This is a genomic window from Streptomyces sp. NPDC001514 (genome assembly GCF_053597075.1).
In genome coordinates, this window is sequence record NZ_JBSFHO010000023.1 from 69,150 (window position 1) to 84,468 (window position 15,319).

Sequence of the window (15,319 nt, forward strand, 5' to 3'; positions counted from 1 at the left end):
CCTCACATGCGTTCGAAGGAGCGGCGGAGCTCCCAGTCGGTCACCGCGGCGTCGAAGGCTTCCAGTTCGACCCGCGCCATGTTGCGGTAGTGGGCGACGACCTCGTCGCCGAAGGCGGCCTTGGCGATGGGGCTGTTCTCCCAGAGCTCGGCGGCCTCCCTGAGGGTCGTGGGGACGTGCGCGTAGTCGGCGGAGTAGGCGTTGCCGGCGCAGACCTCTGGGAGCTCGAGCTGCTGCTCGATGCCGTACAGCCCGGCGGCGACCAGTCCGGCGACGGCGAGATGCGGGTTGACGTCCCCGCCGGGGAGCCGGTTCTCGAAGCGCATCGAGCGTCCGTGGCCGACGACGCGCAGCGCGCAGGTGCGGTTGTCGTGGCCCCAGGCGACGGCGGTGGGGGCGAACGAGCCCGGCTGGAAGCGCTTGTACGAGTTGATGTTCGGGGCGTACAGGAGCGAGAAGTCCCGCAGCGCGGCGAGCTGCCCGGCGAGGAAGTGCCGCATGACCTGTGACATGCCGTGCTCCTGGCCGCTCCCCTCCCCTGCCATCACATTGCGTCCGTCGGCGTCCTGCAAGGACAGATGGATGTGACAGGAGTTGCCCTCGCGCTCGTTGTACTTCGCCATGAACGTGAGCGAGACGCCCTCCTGGGCGGCGATCTCCTTGGCGCCCGTCTTGTAGACGGCGTGCTGGTCGCACGTGACCAGGGCCTCGTCGTAGCGGAAGGCGATCTCGTGCTGGCCGGGGTTGCACTCGCCCTTGGCGGACTCGACGGTCAGTCCGGCCGCGCCCATCTCGTTTCGGATACGCCGCAGCAGCGGCTCGATCCGGCCCGTCCCGAGGACGGAATAGTCGATGTTGTACTGGTTGGCGGGGGTCAGCCCGCGGTAGTTGGCGTCCCAGGCCTGCTCGTACGAGTCCTTGAAGACGATGAACTCGAGCTCGGTGCCGACCTGCGCGGTGTACCCGAGTTCGGCGAGGCGCTCCAGCTGGCGGCGCAGGATCTGGCGGGGAGCGGCGACGACGGGTGTGCCGTCGTTCCAGGCGAGATCGGCGATCAGCATCGCCGTGCCCTCGTTCCAGGGGACGCGGCGCAGGGTGGCCAGGTCGGGGTGCATGGCGAAGTCGCCGTATCCCTGCTCCCAGGACGACATCTCGTAGCCGTCCACCGTATTCATCTCGGTGTCGACGGCGAGGAGGTAGTTGCAGCCCTCGGTGCCGTGCTCCAGGACCTCGTCGAGGAAGAAGCGCGCGGCGAACCGCTTGCCCTGGAGCCTGCCCTGCATGTCGGGGAAGGCCAGGACTACGGTGTCGATCTCACCGCTCGCAACGAGGACTCTCAGCTCCTCGACGGTGAGTGGGGGTGTGCGGTCTGCCACGGGATGCGCCTCCTAAGGTCAGCCGGGAAGCCATAAGGTATTCCCGAAGACCATTGCTTGGGAAGGGGAAACCGCACGGAATGCGATCGCGAGGTGGATCCAAGTGACGAAGAGCGAGGCCGGGGACCGGCTCACGTCCGTCCTGCGGCCGGTGCGCGCGGGCAACGGCTTCGAGGAGGCCCTGGAGCAGATCCTCCAGGTGGTACGGCTCGGGCTGGTGCCCGGCGGCGAACGGCTGCCGGCCGAACGCGAGCTCGCGGACCGGATGGGGATCAGCCGCGTCACGCTCCGCGAGGTGCTCAAGGTCCTGCAGGAGCAGGGGCTGGTCGAGAGCCGGCGCGGCCGCTACGGAGGAACGTTCGTCCTGCACCGCGGCCGGGTCCCGGGCGAGGAGGAGCTGCGCCGGCGCATCGCGGCGGTCGACGTCGAGGACACGCTCCGCTTCCGCGAGGTACTGGAGGTCGGCGCCGCGGGGCTGTGCGCGGCGCACGGCCTCACCGACGAGGGCGCCGAGCGACTGCGCACGGCGCTCGCGGCGACGCACGACGCGCCCCTCGACGACTACCGCCGCCGGGACACGCTGCTCCACCTCACCCTCGCCGAACTGTCCGGCTCCCCGAGCCTGACCGCTCAGTACGCGGCCGTCCGGGCGACCGTGAACGATCTGCTGGACTGCATTCCGCTGCTCGTACGGAACCTGGAGCACTCCCAGCAGCAGCACACCGCGCTGGTCGAAGCGGTGCTGGACGGGGACGCCGACGCGGCGCGCGAGGTGACGCGGGAGCACTGCGCGGGCACGGCGGCACTGCTGCGCGGCTTCCTCACGTAGATCGTGACGTAACCCGAAAGTAACGCACGGGTCTTGCGTTCTCCCCACGCTCACCGCAAAGGTATGGCTCCATTCCATTGGGCCCGACGCGGGAGCTCTGCCATGACACTGGAAGACACCACCGGGAGCAACACACCACCACCACCGGACGACTATCTGGAGCGCCGCACTCTGCGGCGCGGCAGCGCGGGCTGGCTGCTCCTCACGGGGCTCGGTGTCGCCTATGTCGTCTCCGGGGACTTCTCCGGCTGGAACATCGGTCTGTCCAAGGGCGGCTTCGGCGGGCTCGCCGCCGCCACCGTGCTGATGGGGGTGATGTACGCGTGCCTCGTCTTCGCGCTCGCCGAGCTGTCCGCGATCCTGCCGACGGCGGGCGGCGGCTACGGCTTCGCACGCAGGGCGCTCGGCACATGGGGCGGCTTCCTCACCGGTACGGCGATCCTCATCGAGTACATCCTCGCGCCCGCCGCGATCGTCATCTTCATCGGTGACTACGTCGAATCGCTCGGGCTGTTCGGCCTCACCTCGGGGTGGCCCGTCTACCTGGCCTGCTTCGCGATCTTCATCGGGATCCATCTGTGGGGCGTCGGCGAGGCGCTGCGGTTCAGCCTCGTCGTGACGGCGATCGCGGTCGCCGCACTCCTGATCTTCGCCATCGGCGCCTTCACCGACTTCCAGACCGCCGGGCTCGACGACATCCCCGTCGACAAGGAGGCGTTCGGCTCCGGTTCCTGGCTGCCGTTCGGGCTGCTCGGCATCTGGGCGGCGTTCCCCTTCGGAATGTGGTTCTTCCTCGGGGTCGAGGGGGTGCCGCTCGCCGCGGAGGAGGCGAAGGATCCGGTACGGTCGATGCCGAGGGCCCTCGCCGTCTCGATGGGCATCCTGGTCCTGCTCGCCGTGCTGACGTTCTTCGCCTCCACCGGGGCGCGCGGCTCGGCAGCCATCCAGGAGGCCGGAAACCCGCTGGTGGTGGCGCTCCAGGGCGACGGCGACCCCACCGCGCTCAGCCGCTTCGTCAACTACGCGGGCCTCGCGGGCCTGGTGGCCTCGTTCTTCTCCCTCATCTACGCCGGGTCGCGCCAGCTCTTCGCCCTGTCCCGGGCCGGATACCTGCCCCGCTTCCTCTCCCTGACCAGCCGCCGCAAGTCCCCCTACCTCGGGCTGCTGATCCCCGGCGCGCTCGGCTTCGCGCTGGCCGCCGGCACGGGCGACGGGGCGCGGATGCTGAACATCGCGGTGTTCGGCGCGACGATCTCGTACGCGCTGATGGCGCTGTCGCACATCGTGCTGCGGCGCCGCGAGCCGGAGCTCCCCAGGCCGTACCGCACCCCGGGCGGCATCCTGACCTCCTCGGTCGCCTTCGTCCTGGCCCTGTCCGCCCTGGTGGCCACCTTCCTGGTGGACAAGGACGCGGCCTTCATCGCTCTCGCCGTCTACGGCGTCGCCCTCGCGTACTTCGCCTTCTACAGTCGGCACCGGCTGGTGGCGCGAGCGCCGGAGGAGGAGTTCGCGGCGCTGGCCGCGGCCGAGGCCGAACTCGCACGCGACTGACCGGAGAAAAGACAGTGACCCAGCCGCTCATCGGCGTCAGCACGTATCTGGAGCAGGCCTCGTGGGGCGTGTGGCAGCTGCCGGCCGCGCTGCTGCCGGAGGGCTATCCACGGCTCGTCCAGTCGGCGGGGGGCATCGCCGCGATGCTCCCCCCGGACGATCCGGGTCGCGCGGCGTCCGTCGTGGCCCGGCTGGACGGGCTCGTCGTGGCGGGCGGACCGGACGTCGAGCCGGTCCGCTACGGCGCCGAGCCCGACCCGCGCACCGGGCCGCCTGCGCGGGAGCGGGACGCGTGGGAGCTGGCGCTGATCGAGGCGGCGCTGGGGTCCGGGACGCCGCTGCTCGGGATCTGCCGGGGGATGCAGCTGCTGAACGTTGCCCTGGGCGGGACGCTCGTCCAGCACATGGAGGGCCATGCGAAGGAGGTCGGCGTCTTCGGGCGGCACGCGGTGACACCGGTGCCGGGGACGCGGTACGCCGCGCTCGTGCCGGAGGAGTCGTCCGTGCCGACGTACCACCACCAGTCGGTGGACCGCCTCGGCGCCGACCTCGTGGTCTCGGCCCACGCGGAGGACGGCACGGTCGAGGCGATCGAACTGCCGGACCCCGCCTGGGTCCTGGGCGTCCAGTGGCATCCGGAGATGGGCGAGGACACGCGGGTGATGCGGGGGCTGGTGCGCGCGGCGTCCTGACGGGCCCTCCGGGCCGGTGCCGGCCGCGGCACCACACTGCCGCGGCGCCGACACCGCGTGTCCGCCGAAAGCGCCATCGACGAGCCGATCACCCGTCTGCACGGCCTGACGTGCGGACGGAACGGGCGCCAGCAAGCCTAGGCTCAGTCATTCACCGTTGGACGTCGCTTTCCGCTGCCCGGTATCGGCAGGCCCACCTCACTCGACCGGAGGACACGCAATGTCGCGCGGCTTCGGCAGGACCCGCTGGAAGCGATTCGCCGCTGTCCTGGTCCTGAGCGGCACGGCGGCAGCGGCTCTCGGTATCGGCATGGCCCAAGGGGCACTGGCCGCGTCGTTCTTCATCTCCGGCCGTAAGTTCCAGATCACGGCGGACACTCTGGACGCTCGGGGTCTCAGCATCTACGGCATGGTGGACGTGACCAAGAAGGGCAGCCTCGTGCCGGTCGTGGTCAACGGGTTCCGCCATGCGAAGATCAGCGGGCTGTGCCAGTCCGTGGTGGTCCCGATCCCGGTCCTGGGTCCGTACACACTGAGGCTCACCGGCGGCGACGAGCGCCGGGCCGAGGCGGAGAACCTGTTCATCGACGCGACGTCCGTGTCGGTCGGCCAGGCGGACCTCGACGACCTCGACATCGGTGTGGCGATCGGCGCGGTCACCAAGGGACCGATCAATCCGGAGGACCGGGACTCGCGGTTCTTCGACCCCAACGGCGTCGCCCAGCAGGCGGAGTCGGTCACCCTGACCGACGTGCGGGTTACCGCGGTCGCGCTCTCGGCGGCCACGTTCAACATCCCTGACCTGAGTCTGCGCGTCAAACAGGGCAACCGCGAGTGCCCCTGATCCTTGGCACAGGGAAAAGACACGTGATCCTCGATCTCTTCGGCAGACGCCCGGAAGTACGCAACGCGATCGTCGGCGCCCGACGGAGATTCAGGACATGGCGCCGTGAACGACCCTTCTGGGCAGGGCTGTTCACGCTCGCCGCGGGCCTGCCCATCATCTATTTCCCTTACGTCCGCCTGAGCCTCAGCGGCATCCCGCTGGCGCTGTCCACCACGGCCGGCGCAGGGTCGCTGATCATCGGGATCCTGCTCGTCGTCCTGGGCATCGCCCTCTGGTTCCAGCAGCAGGCGCGCGTGTTCGCCGGGATCACGGCCCTGCTGCTCACCCTCGTCTCCTTCCCCGTCGCGAACTTCGGGGGCCTCTTCCTCGGTCTGCTCCTCGGGCTCATCGGCGGTTCCCTGGCCTGTGCCTGGGATCCGCCCACCGGTCAGGCCCCGGTCGACCGGCCGCCCGCTACCCCGGGGCACCCCGGCGTGTGAGCGCGAGAAGGTCGCGCGCCGGGCCCGCGGGGCGGTGACCCACGGGCCACACCGCGCGGAGGTCGCGGTGGAGGTGGACGGCCTCCAGCGGGACGCGGACCAGGCGGCGGGCGGCGAGCTCCTCGGTCACCGCGAGTTCGCTGAGGACAGCGGGCCCCGCGCCGCTGACCGCCGCCGCCTTCACCGCCGTCGTGGAGGCGAGTTCGAGCAGCGGCTCGGCGAGCCCCCCGTACTCCGCGAGCGCCGAGTCGAGGACCTGCCGGGTGCCCGAGCCGCGTTCGCGCAGCACCAGGGAGGTCGCCGCCAGCTCCTGTGGCGGAAGCGGCGCGCGGCGCCGCGCCCACGCGTGCCCGGGCGCGGCCACCACGACGAGCCGGTCGTGGCCGATGACCGCCCCGTCGAGGCCCGCCGGCACCGCGAGCCCCTCGACGAAGCCGAGGTCGGCCTCGTCCCGCAGGAGCCGCTCCGCAACCGCTGCGGAATTGCCCGCGAGCAGCGACACCGCCGTGCCCGGGCGTTGCTCCCGCAGGGCGATGAGCCAGCCCGGAAGCAGGTACTCCGCGATGGTCATGCTCGCCGCCACCCGCAGCCGCGAGTCCCTCCGCCCCCGCAGCGCCTGCGCGCCCACGTCGAACGCCTCCGCCGCCTCCACGATCCGGCGCGCCCAGTCGGTGACGAGCGCCCCCGCGTCGGTGAGCCGGGAGCCTCGCGGCGAGCGGTCGAGGAGGGCGACGCCGAGCTGCCGCTCCATGGAGCGGATCCGGCTGCTCGCGGCGGGCTGGGTGATGCCCAGCTCACGCGCCGCGCGCCCGAGGCTGCCGTGCCGGGCGACGGCCAGCAGCAGTTCCAGCGCCCCGAGGTCGGGCACCCGGTGGGCCAGCAGGCCTTGTCGCTCATCACTCATAAACCCAGCTTATGGGGGCATAGAAGAACCATCCCTGGTGGGAGGCCGTACGCAAGCCGAGGCTGGCCCCATGGTCCACTCCCCGGTCACCGAGCCGCCCTCGCTCTCCTCGCCGCGCCCGCTTCCCTCGCCGCGCCCGCCCGCGCCGCCCTCGCTCCCCGCGCCGCCTTCGTTCCCCTCGCTCCGCGGCCTCGGACCGAACTGGTACGCCACGGTGATGGGCACCGCGATCGTGGCCAACGCCGGTGCGGCCCTGCCGGTGCGGCCACCGGGGCTGCGGCCCGCGTGCGAGGCGGTGTGGCTGCTGTCCGCACTGCTGCTCGTGGCCCTGCTCGTCGCCCGCGCCGGCCACTGGATCCACCACCGCGACCAGGCCCGCGCCCACCTGCTCGACCCCGCGGTCGCCCCGTTCTACGGCTGCCTCGCGATGGCGCTGCTCGCAGTCGGCATCGGCACGCTGTCGGTCGGCCCCGGCGTGATCGGCCAGGAGACGGCGACCGTGGCGGGCGCCGCCCTCTTCGGCGTCGGCACGCTCACCGCGCTCGCCGTCGCCGTGGCGATCCCGTATCTGATGATCACGCGCCACGAGGTCGCCCCGGGCAGCGCTTCGCCGGTGTGGCTGCTGCCGGTGGTGGCTCCGATGGTGGCGGCGGCGGCCGGACCGTTGCTGGTGGAGAGGCTGCCCGCCGGTCAGTGGCGCGAGGCGATGCTGGTGGCCTGCTACGGAATGTTCGGGCTGAGCCTGCTGGCGGTGCTGATGATGCTCCCCTTCGTCTTCGCCCGGCTGGTCCGCCACGGTCCGCTGCCGCTCGCCCTGACCCCGACGCTGTTCCTGGTCCTGGGTCCGCTGGGCCAGTCGACGACCGCGGTGAACAAGCTGGCGGATGTGGCGCCGACGGCGGTTTCGGCGCCGTACGCGAGCGGGATGAGCGTCTTCGCGGTCGTCTACGGGGTTCCGGTGCTGGGTTTCGCCCTGCTGTGGCTGGTCCTGGCCGGGCTCATGGTGGTCCGCGCGGCCCGCCGGGGGATGCCGTTCGCGATGACGTGGTGGGGGTTCACCTTCCCGGTCGGCACCTGTGTCACGGGCGCGGCGGGGCTGGCCGCTCGGACGGGTCTGCTCGCCCTGGAATGGCTGGCGGTGGGGCTGTACGTGCTCCTGCTCGCGGCCTGGGCCGTGGCCGGGGTCCGTACGCTGCGCGGCCTGGTCAGCGGAGCGCTGCTCGCAGCGCCGCGGGTGCCGCTGCCAGCGACGGGCCGTACCAGGTGAGCATGCGTCCGTCGACGAGGGCGGCGGGCAGTCCGGGGAACGCCTCGGGCCCGTCGTCCGCAGTGAAGCGATAGGGCTCGTCGGGCAGGACGACGAGGTCGGCGCCCGCCGCGTTGAGCTCGTCGAGCGGGATCCGGGGATACCGCTCCGGGTGCCCGCCATAGACGTTCTCCACGCCGAGGCGGGCCAGCAGATCCCCCGCGAAGGTGTCGCGGCCGAGCACCATCCAGGGCCGCCGCCAGACCGGTACGACCGCGCGCCGCACCTCGCCCGGCTCGACGGCCGCCCAGGCGGCCTGCGCCTCGTCGATCCAGCGCGGCCGGCCCACTCCGCAGGCCCGCAGGACGCGCTCCAGTTCCGTGAAGGCCTGCGGCAGCGTCCGCACCTCCGTCACGAGGACGTCGAGTCCGGCGGCGCGCAGGGCGGCGATGTCGGGGGCCCGGTTCTCCTCCTCGTTGGCGATGACGAGATCGGGGGCGAGGGCGGTGATCGCGGGGACGTCGGGGTTCTTGGTACCGCCGACACGGACCGCGTCGAGGTCCGCGGGGTGGGTGCACCAGTCGGTGACGCCGGCCAGCAGTCCGGGCGCGCTGACCGCGACGGCCTCGGTGAGGGACGGGACGAGCGAGACGACCCGTTTCACGGTCCGGGTTCGATGTGTTCGCGGACGGCGACGACGAGGAGGCGGGTGCCCGGCCTGGTGGCCCGCCACCGGTGGCGCACGCCTCCGGACAGATACAGGGTGTCGCCCTTCTCCAGCCGGTAGGCGCGGCCCTCGGCCTCGACCTCGGCGGCCCCGTCGGCGACGTACATGAGCTCGTCGTTGCGGTGCTGGTACTCCCGGTCCGCGTCCTGCTCCCCCGTGTACTCGACCGCGTGCAGCTGGTGATGGCCGCGCACGAGGGACCGCACGCCCGGGGCCGCGCCGGAGGCGCCGGGGTCGTCCGCGCGGACGACATCGACGATGCGGGCCGAGTCCGCGGCGGCCAGCAGCTCGGCGGCGGTGGTCCCCAGCGCCTCGGCGACCCGCTGAAGGGAGCGCATGCTGGGCCGGGCCCGCTCGTTCTCGATCTGACTGAGGAAAGGCACGGACAGGCCGCTGCGTTGGGCGACGGCGGCCAGTGTGAGGTCGAGGGCCTTGCGGCGTCTGCGGACGGCGGAGCCGACGCGGAGTGTTTCCTTGTCTGCCATGGCTGCGTTCCCTCCCTCCTTGTCTGTACCTTACGCAGATTCCGGGCACCGATTCGCACAGTTGTCACAGGCGTAACGGTGAGGGCCCCGCCACTGTATGTGACGGGGCCCGACCGGTGGGGGGAGGGGGATGGTCTACTGAGGTGCCGGCCGGTCCACGATGCCTGGGTTCTGCTCCATCCAGGCCTTGACCGCTTCCTCCTCGTGGCTCGTGCCGCGCTTCTGGATCTCGTTCTCCAGGCCGGCGAGCTCCTGCTCGCTCAGCCTGAAGTCACTTGCCGGCCTTGGCGACCGGGGTCCACTTGCCGACGAGGCCGGGGTTGTCCTTCAGCCAGGCCCGGACGGCTTCCTGCTCCTTGCCCTTGCCGGTCTCCTGGATCTTCGCCTCGAGACCGGTGAGCTGCTCCTCGGTCATCGTGAAGTTCTTGAGCCACTTGCCGACCTGCGGGTTCTCGGCGGAGAAGCCCTTGCGGGCGAGCGTGTGCACGCCGTCGCCCTTGCCCCAGGTGCCCTTGGGGTCCTTGAGCTTCTTCAGGTCGTACGTGCTGTAGGCCCAGTGCGGCGACCACAGGGTGGTGACGATGGGTTCCTTCTTGTCGTACGCGCGCTTCAGCTCGGCCAGCATGCCGGGCGTGGAGCCGTCGACGACCTTGTACTCGCCCTCCAGGCCGTACTCCTTGAGGACCTTGTCCTTGAGGATCCCCATCATTCCGGCGCTCGGCTCGATGCCGATGATGCGGCCCTTGAAGGTGGACGCCTTGCCCTTGAGGTCGTCGAGGGAGTCGATGCCCTTCATGTACCCGGGGACGGACAGCTCCAGCGAGGTGGGGCCGTACCAGGAGCCCACGTCCTCCAGCTTGTCCTGGTACTTGTCCCAGTACTGGGCGTGGGTGACGGGCAGCCAGGAGTCGGTCTGGAAGTCGATCTGGCCGCCGGCGAGACCGGTGTAGAGGGAGCCGGCCTCCAGCTGCTTGGCGTCGACCTCGAAGCCGCGCTGCTCCAACAGCTCCTTCCAGAGGAAGGTGGAGGCGATGCCCTCGTCCCAGGGGATGTAGCCCATGGAGATCTTCTTGCCCTGGCCGACGCTCGTGGCGTCGGAGGTGCCGGCGGACTTGGCACCGCCGAAGATCCCCATGCCGCCCGCGACGAGCGCGAGGATCACGACACCGGTGACGGCGACGACGGGCTGGGGGCGGTAGTTCCAGATCTTCATCCCGCCGGTCATGGCCTTCGCCTTGGCGAGGGCGCGGCGGCCGAGCGGCGAGACCTGGCGGCCCAGCGCACCGGTGATCCGGTCCAGGTACATGGCCAGGATGACGATGGAGATGCCCGCCTCGAAGCCGAGGCCGATGTCGACGTTGCCGATGGCGCGGTAGACCGCGCCGCCGAGGCCGCCGCCGCCGACCATGCCGGCGATGACGACCATGGACAGGCCGAGCATGATGACCTGGTTGATACCGGCCATGATCGTGGGCAGCGCGAGCGGCAGCTGGACGCGCAGCAGGGTGTTGCGCGGGGTCGTGCCGAAGGCCTCGGCGGCCTCGACGAGTTCCTTGTCGACCTGGCGGATGCCGAGTTCGGTCATCCGTACGCCCGGCGGCAGGGCGAAGACGATGGTGGCGATGATGCCGGGCACCACGCCGACGCCGAAGAAGATGATGCCGGGGATCAGATAGACCATGGCCGGCATGGTCTGCATGAAGTCCAGGACCGGCCGGGTCACGGCGCTCACGGCCTTCGAGCGGGAGGCCCAGATGCCGAGCGGCACCGCGATCGCCAGGGTGACGATCGTGGCGACGAGGACGAGCGACAGGGTCGACATGGCGTCGTCCCACAGCTCGATCGAGTCGATCAGAGCGAATCCGGCGAAGGCGAGGACGCCCGCGAGCAGTCCGCGCAGCCACCAGGCGGCGACGGCGAGGATGCCGGCGAAGAGCAGCGGCTGGGGCGCGGAGAGCGCCGCGTCGATGCCGTCGTACATGCCGGTGACGAGCTTGCTGATGGCGTCGAACAGCCAGGAGAGGTGGGACTGGAGCCAGTCGACACCGCTGTCGACCCACTGGCCGAGGTGGAGCCTAGGCATGGGCGGCCACCTCCTTCGGCCGCTGCTGGGCCGGGATGGCACACGGCGCCGGCTCACCGCGTTCGTCGCCGACGAAGCCGATCAGCCGCGACTGCGGTACGACGCCGACGACCTCGCCGGCCGCGTTCCTGACCGCCACGGGGTGCGGGACGCGGGCGCTGACGGCACACACGTCGGCGACGAGGGTCTCGGGGGTGACGGTCTCGCAGCCGCAGTCGTCCGCGCCGGGGCCCGGCTCGGTCATGACGGCCGCCGCGGTCAGGACACGGGTGCGGTCCACGTCCTGGATGAAGGACGCCACGTAGTCGTTGGCGGGGCGCAGCAGGATGTCCTCGGCGGTGCCGAGCTGGACGATCCGGCCGTCGCGCATCACCGCGATCCGGTCGCCGAGGCGCATGGCCTCGTTGAGGTCGTGCGTGATGAAGACGATCGTCTTCTTGAGCCGCTTCTGGAGTTCGAGGAGCTGGTCCTGCATGTCGCGGCGGATCAGCGGGTCGAGGGCGCTGAAGGACTCGTCCATCAGCAGCAGATCGGCGTCGGTGGCGAGCGCGCGGGCGAGGCCGACGCGCTGCTGCATACCGCCGGAGAGCTCGTCGGGCCAGGACTTCTCCCAGCCGGCGAGCCCGGCGAGCTCCAGGGCCTCGGTGGCGCGGCGCTCACGCTCGGCGCGCGGGACTCCCTGCACCTCGAGGCCGTAGGCGGCGTTCTCCAGCACGCTGCGGTGCGGGAAGAGGGCGAAGTGCTGGAAGACCATGCTGATCTTGGTGGAGCGCACGGTGCGGAGGTCGCGGGCGCTCAGGGTGGTCAGGTCCTCACCGTCGAAGAGGACGCGTCCGGCGGTCGGTTCCAGCAGCCCGTTGAGCATGCGCAGCAACGTGGACTTTCCGGATCCGGAGAGACCCATGACGACAAAGATCTGACCGGGCTCGACGGTGAAGGACGCGTCGATCACCGCTGCGGTCGTTCCGTCGGCGCGGAGCTCGTCGCGGCCGGCGCCGCCCTCGAGCTTCCGTACCGCTTCGTCGGGTCGTTTGCCGAACACCTTGTACAGGTGCTCGGCTTCAAGCCTGGACACATAAACCTCACGTGTTGAACCGAGAACGGCCCGCATCCCCCGCCTGCGGGCCGTGGAGCGGGCGGGTTCGGCCCGCTTCCCCATGAGTTGCGCCCTGTTTCGGCCGACGTGGCCGGTTCAGGGCGCAATGGGGTCCGCTCCGGCGCTGCGCCTGCCCGGGTATGCCGGGGGCAAACGGAAAGTGATCCAGTTCACGTGGAGGACACCGTGTGGCCGTGCGTACGCCGGGGTAGTGATCATCGATGGCCGGTCGCGGTCGCCGGTCGCCGGTCGCCGGTCGTGGGTCGTGGGGCCGGGGCGCCGCCGCTGGGGCCGTGTGACCGGGGCACTGTCGGTGGGGTGGGGCATCATCGGACTGTGACGCGACGCCTGATGCTCCTCGACACCGCCTCCCTCTACTTCCGCGCCTACTTCGGGGTCCCCGACTCCGTGCGCGCGCCCGACGGCACGCCGGTCAACGCGGTGCGCGGGCTGATCGAATTCATCACCAGGCTGGTTCAGGACCACCACCCCGACGAGCTGGTGGCCTGCATGGACGCCGACTGGCGCCCGCACTGGCGGGTGGAGCTCATTCCGTCGTACAAGGCGCACCGGGTCGCGGTGGAGACCGAGACGGGTCCCGACGAGGAGGAGATCCCGGACGCGCTGTCCCCGCAGGTCCCGATCATCGAGCAGGTGCTGGACGCGCTCGGCATCGCACGGGTCGGGGTCGCGGCGTACGAGGCGGACGACATCATCGGCACGCTCGCCGGGCGCGCGGCGGGGCCGGTGGACATCGTGACCGGCGACCGGGATCTGTACCAGCTGGTGGACGACGCGCGGGGCGTGCGGGTGCTGTATCCGCTGAAGGGCGTCGGGATGATGCAGGCCACGGACGAGGCGGTGCTGCGCGAGAAGTACGGGGTCGACGGGCCCGGGTACGCGGATCTGGCGCTGCTCCGCGGCGACCCGAGCGACGGACTCCCGGGGGTGCCGGGCATCGGCGAGAAGACGGCGGCGAAGCTGCTGGAGGCCTTCGGGGACCTCGCCGGGATCATGGCGGCCGTCGACGACCCGACGTCGAAGCTGACACCCTCGCAGCGCAAGCGGCTGGACGAGGCGCGTGAGTACGTCGCGGTCGCACCGAAGGTGGTGCGGGTGGCCGGGGACGTACCGCTGCCCGCTTTCGATCCGGCGCTGCCGAAGGAGCCGCGTGATCCGGAGCGGCTGGAGGAGCTGGCGGCCCGGTGGGGTCTCGGGCGGGTCGTACACCGGCTCCTGGTGGAACTGAAGGCGTGAGCGGAGCCCGAGCCCGGCGTGGGTCCGCGCGGTGATCACCGGAGCCAGGTGCTAACTTAGGTTAGCCTAACCGCTGCACGACCGAGGGAGACCGCCGTGGCAGAGACGTCCGCCCGCAAGGCACCGCAGACCCATGAGGCGCGGGTGGTGCGCACCGACCGGATCACTCCGCACATGGTGCGCGTCGTGCTCGGCGGCGAGGGTCTGGCCGCGTTCGCGACGGACGGGTCGACGGACGCCTACGTCAAGCTGGTCTTCCCGGTGCCGGGAGTGACGTATCCGGAGCCGTTCGACATGGCCCGGATCCGTGAGGAGCTCCCGCGCGACCAGTGGCCGACCAACCGCACGTACACGGTGCGGGCGTGGGACCCGGTCCACCGCGAGCTGACGATCGACTTCGTGGTCCACGGCGACGAGGGTCTGGCCGGACCCTGGGCGGCGCGCGTCCAGCCGGGCGAGACGATGTGGCTGCTGGGCCCGGGCGGGGGTTACGCCCCTGACGCGGCCGCGGACTGGCATCTGCTGGCCGGCGACGAGAGTGCCCTGCCGGCGATCGCCGCGTCGCTGGAACGGATGCCGGCGGGCGCCGTCGTCCACGCGTTCGTGGAGGTGGCAGGACCTGCGGAGGAGCAGAAGATCGCGACGCCGGACGGGGTCACGGTGAACTGGCTGCACCGGGGCGACCGGCCCGTGGGCGAGGCGCTGGTCGCGGCGGTCCGCGAGCTGGACTTTCCCGCCGGCGACGTCCACGCCTTCGTGCACGGCGAGGCTGGCGCGGTGAAGGAGCTCCGCCGCCACCTCCGCCTGGAGCGGGGCATCCCCGCAGCGCGCCTGTCGATCTCGGGCTACTGGCGCCTGGGCAAGTCGGACGAGGCGTGGCGCGCGATGAAGCGCGACTGGAACGCGCAGGTCGAGCGCGAGCAGGAGCAGGCTGCGTAAGGCCTCCTCTCCGGACCGCACTCGGCCCGCACCCCCTGGCGATCACGCCCTGAGCGCTCCGGCGCAGGCGGGGATGTGCGCGGCGCCCCCACGCGGCGCACCCCCACTGCGTCATTCCGTCTCGTACGTCCGGGCGGACGCGTCCACGTGCGCCATGCGCCTCAGCGCAGCCAGCATCGCCTCGCCCAGCACCGTCCCGACCACCGAGCTCTCCACCATGTCCTCGCGCGCCACGAAGCGCCCGACGTAGGCCAGGTCGGCCCGCGCCGCCTTCTCCGCCGCGGCGGCGTAGTCGTCGAGGACCGCCTCCCCATAGCCGCCGTATCCGACGCGATCCAGCGCCGCCAGTGCCGCCGCCAGCGCCTCCGACTGGCAGTCCTCGACGTCCATCTCCCAGCCCCGCCTCTCGATCAGGGCGGCCACCTTCGCTCGGGCCGCGCTCATCGCGGCATCAGGATCGGCCTCGTAGTGCGGCACGAGCAGGTGCACCGCCTCGCCCAGGACCTTGTGCACCGACTGGCCGGGGTCGTCGATCGCCGCCAGCACTTCCCGGATCCCCGCGACCGAGAGGCCGCCGATGTCGAGCAGGGCCCGGATGAGGCGGAGCCGCCGTTCGTGCGTCTCGTCGTACGACGCCTGGTTCGGGCTCGTCAGCTGGCCGGCGGGGAGCAGTCCCTCGCGTACGTAGTACTTGATCGTCGGAACGGACACCCCGGTCCTGCGACTCAACTCCCCGATGCGCACCGTGCATTCACCTCTCCGGCCTTGCCAACTCGACACCCCATCATAGATAGTCCCCCTATCGGAT

Annotated in this window: 15 protein-coding genes; 8 read left to right on the top strand and 7 right to left on the bottom strand. The window is 71.3% G+C overall.

Annotated features, from left to right (window positions below):
- Window positions 1-2: 2 nt before the first annotated feature.
- Entirely contained in the window at window positions 3-1,376 is a 1,374-nt protein-coding gene (locus tag ACWCXB_RS23700; RefSeq protein WP_450725470.1) for a glutamine synthetase family protein, read from the bottom strand.
- A gap of 103 nt (window positions 1,377-1,479) precedes the next feature.
- Here ACWCXB_RS23700 and ACWCXB_RS23705 point away from each other — a divergent pair, with 103 nt between their 5' ends.
- From ACWCXB_RS23705 to ACWCXB_RS23725, 5 genes are all read left to right on the top strand, one after another.
- Window positions 1,480-2,205, top strand: a complete 726-nt coding sequence (locus ACWCXB_RS23705) for a FadR/GntR family transcriptional regulator (RefSeq protein ID WP_450725471.1) — start codon at window positions 1,480-1,482, stop codon at window positions 2,203-2,205.
- A gap of 102 nt (window positions 2,206-2,307) precedes the next feature.
- Complete coding sequence (eat, locus tag ACWCXB_RS23710) at window positions 2,308-3,756, top strand: ethanolamine permease (RefSeq protein ID WP_450725472.1); 1,449 nt, start codon at window positions 2,308-2,310, stop codon at window positions 3,754-3,756.
- Between the two features lie 14 nt (window positions 3,757-3,770).
- On the top strand, window positions 3,771-4,448 hold the full coding sequence (locus tag ACWCXB_RS23715) for a gamma-glutamyl-gamma-aminobutyrate hydrolase family protein (RefSeq protein ID WP_450725473.1): 678 nt from the start codon (window positions 3,771-3,773) through the stop codon (window positions 4,446-4,448).
- Between the two features lie 220 nt (window positions 4,449-4,668).
- Entirely contained in the window at window positions 4,669-5,292 is a 624-nt protein-coding gene (locus ACWCXB_RS23720; protein WP_450725474.1) for a DUF6230 family protein, read from the top strand.
- A 23-nt stretch (window positions 5,293-5,315) separates the two neighbouring features.
- Window positions 5,316-5,774, top strand: coding sequence for a DUF6114 domain-containing protein (locus ACWCXB_RS23725; RefSeq protein ID WP_450725475.1), 459 nt, complete (start codon window positions 5,316-5,318; stop codon window positions 5,772-5,774).
- Here the strand turns inward: ACWCXB_RS23725 and ACWCXB_RS23730 are convergent.
- The gene (locus tag ACWCXB_RS23730) at window positions 5,749-6,678 is read right to left on the bottom strand and encodes a LysR family transcriptional regulator (RefSeq protein ID WP_450725476.1); all 930 of its coding nucleotides are present in this window, start codon (window positions 6,676-6,678) and stop codon (window positions 5,749-5,751) included. The two genes, ACWCXB_RS23725 and ACWCXB_RS23730, sit on opposite strands and share 26 nt — an antisense overlap.
- Before the next feature lie 70 nt (window positions 6,679-6,748).
- On the opposite strand from ACWCXB_RS23730, the gene ACWCXB_RS23735 reads away from it, so the two are divergent.
- Complete coding sequence (locus tag ACWCXB_RS23735; RefSeq protein WP_450725477.1) at window positions 6,749-7,945, top strand: TDT family transporter; 1,197 nt, start codon at window positions 6,749-6,751, stop codon at window positions 7,943-7,945.
- Here ACWCXB_RS23735 and ACWCXB_RS23740 read toward each other — a convergent pair.
- The 4 genes from ACWCXB_RS23740 to ACWCXB_RS23755 all read right to left on the bottom strand — a co-directional run bounded on the left by ACWCXB_RS23740 (window position 7,884) and on the right by ACWCXB_RS23755 (window position 12,330).
- A complete protein-coding gene (locus ACWCXB_RS23740) occupies window positions 7,884-8,588 on the bottom strand; it encodes a helical backbone metal receptor (protein WP_450725478.1) in 705 nt (234 codons plus the stop codon). The genes ACWCXB_RS23735 and ACWCXB_RS23740 overlap by 62 nt on opposite strands.
- On the bottom strand, window positions 8,585-9,136 hold the full coding sequence (locus ACWCXB_RS23745; RefSeq protein ID WP_450725479.1) for a helix-turn-helix domain-containing protein: 552 nt from the start codon (window positions 9,134-9,136) through the stop codon (window positions 8,585-8,587). Before ACWCXB_RS23745 ends, ACWCXB_RS23740 begins: the two co-directional genes overlap by 4 nt.
- 271 nt (window positions 9,137-9,407) lie before the next feature.
- Window positions 9,408-11,219 carry an ABC transporter permease/substrate binding protein gene (locus ACWCXB_RS23750; protein ID WP_450725480.1) on the bottom strand — a complete coding sequence of 604 codons (1,812 nt, stop codon included), beginning with the start codon at window positions 11,217-11,219 and terminating at the stop codon, window positions 9,408-9,410.
- Entirely contained in the window at window positions 11,212-12,330 is a 1,119-nt protein-coding gene (locus ACWCXB_RS23755; RefSeq protein WP_450725520.1) for a quaternary amine ABC transporter ATP-binding protein, read from the bottom strand. Before ACWCXB_RS23755 ends, ACWCXB_RS23750 begins: the two co-directional genes overlap by 8 nt.
- 336 nt (window positions 12,331-12,666) lie before the next feature.
- Between ACWCXB_RS23755 and ACWCXB_RS23760 the strand changes: the two genes are divergently transcribed.
- Together ACWCXB_RS23760 and ACWCXB_RS23765 are read left to right on the top strand one after the other, a co-directional pair.
- Window positions 12,667-13,572: a 5'-3' exonuclease gene (locus ACWCXB_RS23760; protein ID WP_450725521.1), complete on the top strand. Its 906-nt coding sequence runs from the start codon at window positions 12,667-12,669 to the stop codon at window positions 13,570-13,572.
- Between the two features lie 96 nt (window positions 13,573-13,668).
- Window positions 13,669-14,511: a siderophore-interacting protein gene (locus tag ACWCXB_RS23765; protein ID WP_450725481.1), complete on the top strand. Its 843-nt coding sequence runs from the start codon at window positions 13,669-13,671 to the stop codon at window positions 14,509-14,511.
- A 111-nt stretch (window positions 14,512-14,622) separates the two neighbouring features.
- Here the strand turns inward: ACWCXB_RS23765 and ACWCXB_RS23770 are convergent, their stop codons facing one another.
- Entirely contained in the window at window positions 14,623-15,255 is a 633-nt protein-coding gene (locus tag ACWCXB_RS23770; RefSeq protein ID WP_450725482.1) for a MerR family transcriptional regulator, read from the bottom strand.
- Between the last annotated feature and the right edge of the window lie 64 nt (window positions 15,256-15,319).